Consider the following 8153-nt stretch of genomic DNA (forward strand, 5'->3'; position numbering starts at 1 on the left):
GCCGATCAAGGGCATTCGCATGGATCAAGGGCGAATGCACGCGGATATGCGATCGATTCACGTGCGTTTGCCCTTGATCGGCGGGCGGGGTGTGGCGACACGCCGTGTTGGGCTGGCCTGGGGGCGGACGTGCGCGGAAGAGAGATCCAACCGCGTGCGTTTGCCCTTGATCGGCGGAAGCGGCGTGGCGACACGCCGTGTTGGGCTGGCCCGGGGGCGGGCGCCGGCGGTTGGTTGTGTGGCCGCGGAGGGTGAGGCCGCGGGAGCAGCGGTATGGCGCGCGACGGGCGTCGCGGTAGCTCAAGGCTCGATTTTCAGCTCCAGTCGCGGTAGCGGATCTGGCCGAGGACCGCGCCGTCGTCGGGCACCAGGCTCCGCTCACCCAGCTCGGCGCCGAAGTAGCGGGCGTGTGGGTCGGTCACGACCTTGCGGGGGTCGTTCCGGGCGGCCAGGGCCTCGCGGAAGAACTCGTCCATCCGGTACCGCTCCGGGCCGGCGATCTCGACCCTTCCGTTCAGCGGCGATCCCACCGCCACCCGGCCGACCTGCTGCGCCACCTCGTCGCCCGCGATGGGCTGGAACGCCACGGCCGCCATGTGCACGGTGCCGTCCTGGGTCGCCGAATCGGCGATGGCCGGCACGAACTCGAAGAACTGCGTCGCGTGCACGATCGAGTACGGGGTCGAGCCGCCCTCGATCTGCTTCTCCTGAGCGATTTTCGCCTGGAAGTATCCGCTTTCGGGCAGCCGCTCGGTGCCCACCACCGACAGCGCGACGTGGTGGCCGACCCCGGCCGCCGCCTCCGCGGCGAGCAGGTTGTGGGTGGAGGTGCGGAAGAAGTCCATGACGGCGCTGGCCTCGAACGACGGCGAATTCGAGACGTCGACCACCGTCGACGCGCCGTCCAGCGCCTTGTCGAGCCCCTCACCGGTGAGGGTGTTGACGCCGGTGTTGGGTGACGCCGCCACCGCCTCGTGGCCGTGCTCCCGCAGTTTGGTCACGAGCTTCGACCCGATCAGGCCGGTGCCGCCGATGACCACGATCTTCATGAGTTGCCTCCCTGTCAGCCGGGGCGTTCTCCTCACCGCCCACGTCGACAGCTAGGACCGAGCAGCCCGGCGATCCGTGACAGTGGGCATGATGGGACCGTGATCACGTCGGAGGTCATCCGCACACCGCGCCTCGATCTGTTGCCGCTTCGCGTCGAGCACGCGGAGGAAATGGCTGAGGTGCTGAGCGATCCGGCGCTGCACACGTTTATCGGTGGCGCTCCGGACACGCCGGAGGCACTGCGCTCACGCTATCAGCGTATGACCGCGGGCGCTCCCGATCCGGCGGTCACCTGGCTGAACTGGGTGATCCGGCTGCGCGACGAAGCATGCCTGACGGGCACGGTGCAGGCGACGGTGAGACCGTCCAATCAGGACACTGTCGCGGAGGTGGCCTGGGTGGTGGGCAGCCGGTGGCAGGGCCGTGGCATCGCCACCGAGGCCGCGCGCGGGCTCGTCGACTGGCTCGGCCATCAGCCGGTGCACGCCGTCATAGCGCACATCCACCCCGACCACCGGGCGTCCGCGGCGGTCGCAGCCGCAGCCGGACTGTCGCCGACCGACGAATGGCACGACGGCGAGGCCCGGTGGCGGCGGGTCGTTACGGCGTGACCTCGTACGCCTCGCGGGCAGCCACCACCTGCGGAAGGTGGTCGCGGGCCCACTCGCGGCACCACGCGATCGGCTCCAGCATGGTGCGGCCCAACGGGGTCAGCGCGTACTCCACCCGGGGCGGGTTCTCGTCGTAGGCGGTGCGGGTGATGAGCCCGTCCCGCTCCAGCGCGCGCAGCGACTCGGTCAGCACCTTCGCCGTGACGCGCCGCAGCGGCACGCGAAGCTCCGAGAAGCGACGCGGACCGCCTTCGAGGCAGAGGATGATCATCCCGCCCCACTTGTCGCCGATCCGCACCGGGCTCAGGCGCGACGGGCAGGCCGGATCGAACATGTCGGCGCGCAAGGACTGTCTCACCGCTCAGACAGTACCGTTGCGGTAACCGGCACCCCACGACATAGCGTCCCGGCCATGAGCAAAATCGCTATCTTCGGGGCCGGCGGGCGCGCCGGCCGGCACGCCGTCCGCGAGGCACAGGCTCGCGGGCACGAGGTCACCGCCGTCGTTCGGGATCCCAGCCGGTATACGGCGATGGCCGGCGAACGGGTGACCGTGATCGCCGGAGACGTCACCGACCGGGGCGGCGTCGCGGCGGCGGCCGACGGGCACGACGCCGCCATCGGCGCGGTCTACGACGCGACCGCCGACCCGGAAGCCTTCTACGTCGCGGCGGCGGACGCGTTGAGCCGCGCCGACGTCGGGCGACTGCTGGTCGTCACCATCGGCACGCTGCTGGAGGTCGCGCCGGGCGTACGGTTGCTCGACGCGCCGGAGTTTCCCGCGGAGTACCGGCCGTTCTGCCTCGGGCACGCGGCCGGCGTCGACGTGCTGCGCGCCGCCCCGCGCCCGTGGACTGGCTGGCCATCAGCCCGGCCGGCGACTTCCACCACGGGGGAGTGCGCACCGGAAGCTACCGCACCGGCGGGCTCGACACCGACAGCCGCGTCTCGTACGCCGACTTTGCGATCGCGCTGCTCGACGAGATCGATACGCCGAAGCACCACCGGACCCACGTAGGCGTCACGGGAGGTGATTTGGTGGTGTCATAGAGCTTGTGAGTCTCGACGAGATCGCCGATGAACTGTACGCGTTGCCGCCGCGGGACTTCACCGCGGCGCGCAACGCGCGAGCCAAAGAGGCGCGCGAGGCCGGCGACAGCGACCTGGCGAAGCGGATAACCGCGCTGGGCAAGCCGACCATGACCGGCTGGCTGACCAATCAGTTGGTACGCGAGCGGCCGGACGAGATACGCGCGCTGCTGGAGCTCGGCGCGTCGCTGCGTGAGGCCACGGCGAGCCTGGCCGGCGACGAGCTGAAGGAACTGTCCCGCCAGCAACGGCAGGTCGTGCAGGCGCTGGTGCGGCAGGCGCGAGCCCTGGCCGACGCGGCCGGCCACCCGGCGACCGAGGACACCGCCCGCGGCCTGGAGCAGACCCTGCACGCCGCGCTCGCCGACGAAGCCGCCGCCGAGCAGCTCAACGCCGGCCACCTGACGGGCGTGCTTTCCCCCACCGGCTTCCCCGGAGACTCGGGCGCCACACCGGTCACTCGCGCCACCGGCGCCCGGAAGGGCGACGTGGACGAGGCCCGCCAGGCGTCCGAGGCCGCCGCGGCCGCGTACGAGGACGCGCAGGCGGACCTCGACGAAGCCGGCGCCGCGCTCGCGGAGGCCGCCCAGCGCGTCGACGATGTGAAGCGGCAGCTCGCGGAGGCCGACGAGGCGCACCGCGCGGCCCAGCGCGCCGAACGCGAGGCGCGCGCGACGGCCGACAAGGCCGCCCGGGCGGCCCGCCAGGCGGCCCAGCGCCTGACCAACCTCCAACGCTGACGTCCGATGTTTGGTTGGCTGCGCTTTGCGCGGTCGCGGTCGCGCGCTGTGTGCTCTTGCTCCGCGCGCTCCGACCTTGCTCGCGCGCTCCGCGCTGCGCGGCCCGCGCCGTCGATCAAGGGCGAATGCACGTGGTTGGATCTCTTTTTCGCGTGTGTTTGCCCTTGATCCATGCGTTCTTCCTTGATCGGCGCTGCGCGCCGGGCGGGTGGCGGTGGTGGCGCTCATGGCGCGGGTCGTGGCGCCTTCTGTCGCGCGGATCGTTGTGTGTCGCGCGCGGGTGCTCTTGGCGTGGATCAAGGGCGAAGGCACGTGGTTGGATCTCTTTTCGCGTGCATTCGCCCTTGATCCACGCAAGGTTCCTTGATCGGCGCTTGCCGCGCCGCGGCTCGCCGCGCCGCCGTCCGCCGCTTGGCGCCCGCTGTGTCTCGCCGCCTGCCGTGCCGCCGCGCGCCGCCTGCCGTGCCGCTGCTCGCCAGGCCGTCTCCCACCGCCCGGCGCCCGCCGTGGCTCGCCGCTTGCCGCGCCGCCGCCCGGCGCCGGACGGTCCGCGTGTGTTCCGGTCGCGCCGTGCCTGTCGGTGCTGGTCCGGGCCGGGTCCGTGCCGTCCGCGCCGGGCCAGGGCCGCGCGGTCGCAAGGGCGCTTGTTCACCGGCGGGTCACGACGCGTTGCCGTTCCAGGCCGGTCGCCGTTCACCCGTGCCAGTAGATGATCAAGCGTACATCCAACGGGTCCTGGGGAGGACACAAACGTGCGGAAACAACTATCGCGCCGCGCGGTACCGGTCGCGGTCGGTGCCGTCGTCGTCGCGGTACTGGCCACGAACGCGCCGGCCAACGCCGAGCGGATCGCCGCCATCGCGCCCGCGGCGGAGACAGTCGTCGCGCCCGCGGCGGAGACAGTCGCCGAGCGGGGTATCCCGGTGCGCGCCGGCATCGGCAGCGTACGCGCCGACGGGCTCGCGGCGGAGCTCGGTCCACAGAGGACAGCGGGTGTCTACTTCGACCGGAAGACCGAACGGATGGTCGTGACGGTCACGGACGCGGCCGCCGAGCGGGCGGTCACGGCGGCGGGCGGCGTCGCCAAGCGGGTCAAGCACAGTGTCGAAGACCTGAACGCCGTGCGCAAGGCGCTCGACGAGCGTATCGACACGCGCGGCACCACGTGGGGCACCGCTGTCGACGACAACGTTATCAACGTTACCGCCGACAGTACTGTGTCCGAAGTGGACTTCGCGGAGATGGCGGCGGTGCTGGCGCCCTTCGGCGACGCGGCGCGGCTGACCCGGCTGGCCGGGCAGCTTGACACGAGCGGCCCTGTCAACGGCGGCAAGTACATGCGGAACGGTAGCGGCGGCACGTGCTCGGTCGGGTTCAGCGTGCAGAAGAAGAGCGACCCGACACAGAAGTATGTCATCACCGCCGGGCACTGCACGGTGCTCGCCTCGGGTGAGGCGAAGTGGTACAACGGTGCGAATGTCTACTTCGGATACGACGCTGGCGGGCGCTATCCCGGGACCGACTACGGGTTGATCCGGCACAACAACCCGGTCGTCGACAAGCCCGGCAACGTGTACTGGCACGGCAGCGGCCAGGTCACCGACATCACGCACTCCCGTGACCCCGGGTTCGGCGAGTACGTCTGCCAGAGCGGCTGGGTCCTCGGCACGTACTGCGGCACCGTGTACGAGCTCGACGTCACCGCGCACTACCGGGAAGGCAATGTCTACGGCCTCTTCCGTACTGACCACTGCGTCAGTGACGGCGACAGCGGCGGCCCCATCTTCCACGGTGCCGCCGCGCTCGGCATCCACTCTGGACGCAACACGTCAGGTTGCATCGCGTACCACCAGCGGGTCAACCCGGCGCTCGCCTGGTACGGCGTCGAGGTTTACTGAGCGATCAGTCAGGCTTGGCGGCGATCAGGACGTCGCGGACGATTGCCTGGTCGACGCGGTGGCGAAGGGCGAGGTGGGGCTCCGACTCCAGTACCCGCAGCCCCGCGTCGGCCAGTACCTTCGCGGCGTCGTCACGGCTGGCCACGTACGTGTTCCAGGAGATGCCTAGCGCGCCGCCGGGCCGTAGCAGCCTCGACCACACCGGCGCGGCGGCCGCGAGCAGCGCGAGCGGGTCGCGCGCCAGGCCCTTGGCCGCGGTGCGCGACCCATGCTGTACGCCGTACGGCGCGTCGGCGACGACGAGGTCGACCGTGCCGGGCCGGAAGAACTCACCCGATCGGGTGGTGTCGGCGTTGACCACGTCGAGCGACTGCGTGTCGCCGGCCTTGTAGTCCTCCTTGGACGGTGCGAGCTCGACACGCAGCCGCCGGCCGACCACCCGCCGCTCGCGCCGGATCGGGCCCGACTCCAGCACGCGGTGTTTGACTCGCTTGCGCTTCAACCAGGTCAGGATGAACGTCTGGTACGCCTCGAAGTCCTGCTGGTCGATGTCGATGCCGGCGGCGTCGAAACCGTACATGAGCGCGTGATTCAGCGTGGTGCCGCGCCCGGACAGCGGGTCGAGCACCCGGAACCGGCGCTCCAGCATCTCCGGCGCCCACGCCGAGGCCAGCAGGGTGGCGTTCAACAGCAGCTTGGTGAACTGCTCGTTGGTCTTGCCAGCGTACTTCTGGATGGTGATCAGGTCGTCGTCGAAGCGGTCCAGGCGCCGAAGTTCCAACGGGCGCAGCAGGTCGCCGACGAACGCGAACAGCGCGTACACAGAGGACAGGTTGCCGAGGAACGCCGCGTCGCGCTCGTCGAGGCTGTCCGCCTCGAAGGTCACGTAGCGCACGCCGCCGACGACCGCGGTGTCAACGTCGCTGATCTTCCCGCCGAGCACTGACTGATTGAACAGTTCGAGCTCGGCTCGGGTGAGGTCGACCGACGATTCGGCGTACACGCGGTTGGCCGAAGGCAGGATAAGAAGGCCGTACTGACTCATGATTCAGTCAGTCTCCCACGTCCGGGGTTGGCCGTTCGGACCGCCATCGCCATCGTCCAGCGGCGCCGCCCATCCCAGTACTCGATCCGCAAGCCGCCGGCGGACGGCGAGGATTGCGGCTGGTCTTGGAGGAGGGGGTTTCGTGGCATTGTCCGACGCCGACCACGCGGCACTCGCCTGGCGCGTGGAGGCCATCGCGGCCGGACGCCCGGCGGTTGCCGGCGGTCCGACCAGGGGCGAACCGGTCGTGATCAACCAACGGATCGTCAGTATCGAGCAGAAGGTCAACGTGCTGACGACCGCCATCGCGGCGCTCGACGAAGAGGTCGCCGACCGGCTGCGCGTGGAGTTCGAGCAGATCGACGCCGCCAGCGACGAGCTGCTGGCCGCCGTCCGCAACGTCGACGAGGCCGTGGTCGAGGCGATCGACGCGGGCACGGTGGAGGAGACCGCCGCGCTGCTGCGGGCCGCGCTCGGAGACCGCGCCGCCGCGATCGGGGCGCTCCTCGCGAAGGGCTGAGGCTGCCACGTCCGGGTGACCCCGTGAACCGGTCCGGCGAAACCGACGTTCCCTGAGCATGACACTCACCCGTACTCTCCGCGGCGTCATGTGCGCCGGGGTGCTCGCGGCCGGCCTGGTCGCCGCCGCGCCGGTCAGCGCGCACAGCCCAGGCGCGTCGACGTCTCCGGTGCCGGCCAATCTCGTACCGCCGGCCGGCAACGCGCCGTTCGCCACCTTCGGCGCCACCGGTGTGCAGGTCTACACCTGCACGGCCGGCGCCTGGACGTTCACCGAGCCGGCCGCGATCCTGACCGGTAAGGCCAAGGGCTTCCCCGGGCCGCAGACCGCGACGCACTTCCGCGGTCCGAGCTGGCAGTCCACACGCGACGGTTCGCTCGTGGAAGCCAAGTCGGTGGCCTCGTCGCCGGTGTCCGGCGCCATCCCACAGCTGCTGCTCCAGGCCACCCGGACCCGCGGCGACGGCGTGTTCGGGGCGGTAACGTACATCCAGCGGCTGGACACCAGCGGCGGCGTCGCACCGGCGAGCGCCTGCGTCGACGGCCAGACCAGCGGCGTGCCATACCGCGCCGTGTACCGCTTCTTCACCGCCGCGTAGACGATCAAATTCAAGAGATATCGGGCTACCGCGACGTCCGCCGCGCTCCATGCCCGTTGCTCCCGCGGCCTCACCCCGCGCGGCTACACGACCCGTCCGGACGTGGCAGCGAAATCCGGATGTTGCGGCATCCGAGCCCGGTGTCGGGGATCTTGAGCGTGACCGGGCGCGGAGGGTGAGGCCGCGGGAGCAGCGGTCTCGCACACGGCGGACGTCGCGGTAGCTCAGAGCTTGGTCCTGGTTCTGGGCTTGCCGTTGCCCCGCGAAGGGCCGTCGATCAAGGCCTTTCGCGTCGATCAAGGGCGAATGCACGTGGTTCGATCGCTTTTCCGCGTGCGTTCGCCCTTGATCGGCGGAGGGTGGGGCGGGGAGCGGGCGGGTGGGGCGCCGTGCGGCACGCGAGCGGGACGCGTGAGGCGGGGTTTGAGGGGTTGGCGGCACGTGTCGCCGTGCCCTGCCCGCCGATCAAGGGCGATCGCATGGATCAAGGGCGAATGCACGCGGTTTTTGTCAACGGACATCTCGATCTCCGGTTGTGCGGACCGCGGACCTCCGGCTGTGCGGACATGAGTTCTCCGGGTGGGTGGTCACCAGATCTCCGG

9 protein-coding genes are annotated in these 8153 nt (G+C 70.7%); 6 read left to right on the top strand and 3 right to left on the bottom strand.

Annotated features, from left to right (window positions below; genetic code table 11):
• Positions 1-314: 314 nt before the first annotated feature.
• Positions 315-1049: an SDR family oxidoreductase gene (locus QMG73_RS45890; protein ID WP_281906453.1), complete on the bottom strand. Its 735-nt coding sequence runs from the start codon at positions 1047-1049 to the stop codon at positions 315-317.
• 99 nt (positions 1050-1148) lie between these two features.
• Here QMG73_RS45890 and QMG73_RS45895 point away from each other — a divergent pair, with 99 nt between their 5' ends.
• Positions 1149-1661, top strand: coding sequence for a GNAT family N-acetyltransferase (locus QMG73_RS45895; RefSeq protein ID WP_281906454.1), 513 nt, complete (start codon positions 1149-1151; stop codon positions 1659-1661).
• On the opposite strand, the gene QMG73_RS45900 is transcribed toward QMG73_RS45895, so the two are convergent.
• The gene (locus tag QMG73_RS45900) at positions 1651-2019 is read right to left on the bottom strand and encodes a winged helix-turn-helix transcriptional regulator (protein ID WP_281906455.1); all 369 of its coding nucleotides are present in this window, start codon (positions 2017-2019) and stop codon (positions 1651-1653) included. The two genes, QMG73_RS45895 and QMG73_RS45900, sit on opposite strands and share 11 nt — an antisense overlap.
• 54 nt (positions 2020-2073) lie before the next feature.
• On the opposite strand from QMG73_RS45900, the gene QMG73_RS45905 reads away from it, so the two are divergent.
• From QMG73_RS45905 to QMG73_RS45915, 3 genes are all read left to right on the top strand, one after another.
• Entirely contained in the window at positions 2074-2679 is a 606-nt protein-coding gene (locus QMG73_RS45905) for an NAD(P)-dependent oxidoreductase (protein WP_281906457.1), read from the top strand.
• Positions 2680-2716: 37 nt separating this feature from the next.
• The gene (locus tag QMG73_RS45910; protein WP_281906458.1) at positions 2717-3490 is read left to right on the top strand and encodes a hypothetical protein; all 774 of its coding nucleotides are present in this window, start codon (positions 2717-2719) and stop codon (positions 3488-3490) included.
• 752 nt (positions 3491-4242) lie between these two features.
• Positions 4243-5388: a S1 family peptidase gene (locus tag QMG73_RS45915; RefSeq protein ID WP_281906460.1), complete on the top strand. Its 1146-nt coding sequence runs from the start codon at positions 4243-4245 to the stop codon at positions 5386-5388.
• A 4-nt stretch (positions 5389-5392) separates the two neighbouring features.
• Here QMG73_RS45915 and QMG73_RS45920 read toward each other — a convergent pair whose 3' ends face one another.
• Positions 5393-6433: a TRM11 family SAM-dependent methyltransferase gene (locus tag QMG73_RS45920; RefSeq protein ID WP_281906461.1), complete on the bottom strand. Its 1041-nt coding sequence runs from the start codon at positions 6431-6433 to the stop codon at positions 5393-5395.
• A gap of 142 nt (positions 6434-6575) precedes the next feature.
• Here QMG73_RS45920 and QMG73_RS45925 point away from each other — a divergent pair, with 142 nt between their 5' ends.
• Complete coding sequence (locus tag QMG73_RS45925; protein WP_281906462.1) at positions 6576-6953, top strand: hypothetical protein; 378 nt, start codon at positions 6576-6578, stop codon at positions 6951-6953.
• Positions 6954-7011: 58 nt separating this feature from the next.
• Positions 7012-7551, top strand: coding sequence for a DUF3455 domain-containing protein (locus tag QMG73_RS45930; RefSeq protein WP_281906464.1), 540 nt, complete (start codon positions 7012-7014; stop codon positions 7549-7551).
• Positions 7552-8153: the final 602 nt, after the last annotated feature.

The sequence above is a fragment of the Phytohabitans aurantiacus genome, from assembly GCF_027923225.1.
In the GTDB taxonomy this organism is placed as follows: domain Bacteria; phylum Actinomycetota; class Actinomycetes; order Mycobacteriales; family Micromonosporaceae; genus Phytohabitans; species Phytohabitans aurantiacus.

What these genes read in the sequence shown, in the direction of transcription:
- QMG73_RS45890 (WP_281906453.1), bottom strand. Translation starts at nt 1,049, where the DNA reads ATGAAGATCGTGGTCATCGGCGGCACCGGCCTGATCGGGTCGAAGCTC.
- QMG73_RS45905 (WP_281906457.1), top strand. Translation starts at nt 2,074, where the DNA reads ATGAGCAAAATCGCTATCTTCGGGGCCGGCGGGCGCGCCGGCCGGCAC.
- QMG73_RS45920 (WP_281906461.1), bottom strand. Translation starts at nt 6,433, where the DNA reads ATGAGTCAGTACGGCCTTCTTATCCTGCCTTCGGCCAACCGCGTGTAC.
- QMG73_RS45930 (WP_281906464.1), top strand. Translation starts at nt 7,012, where the DNA reads ATGACACTCACCCGTACTCTCCGCGGCGTCATGTGCGCCGGGGTGCTC.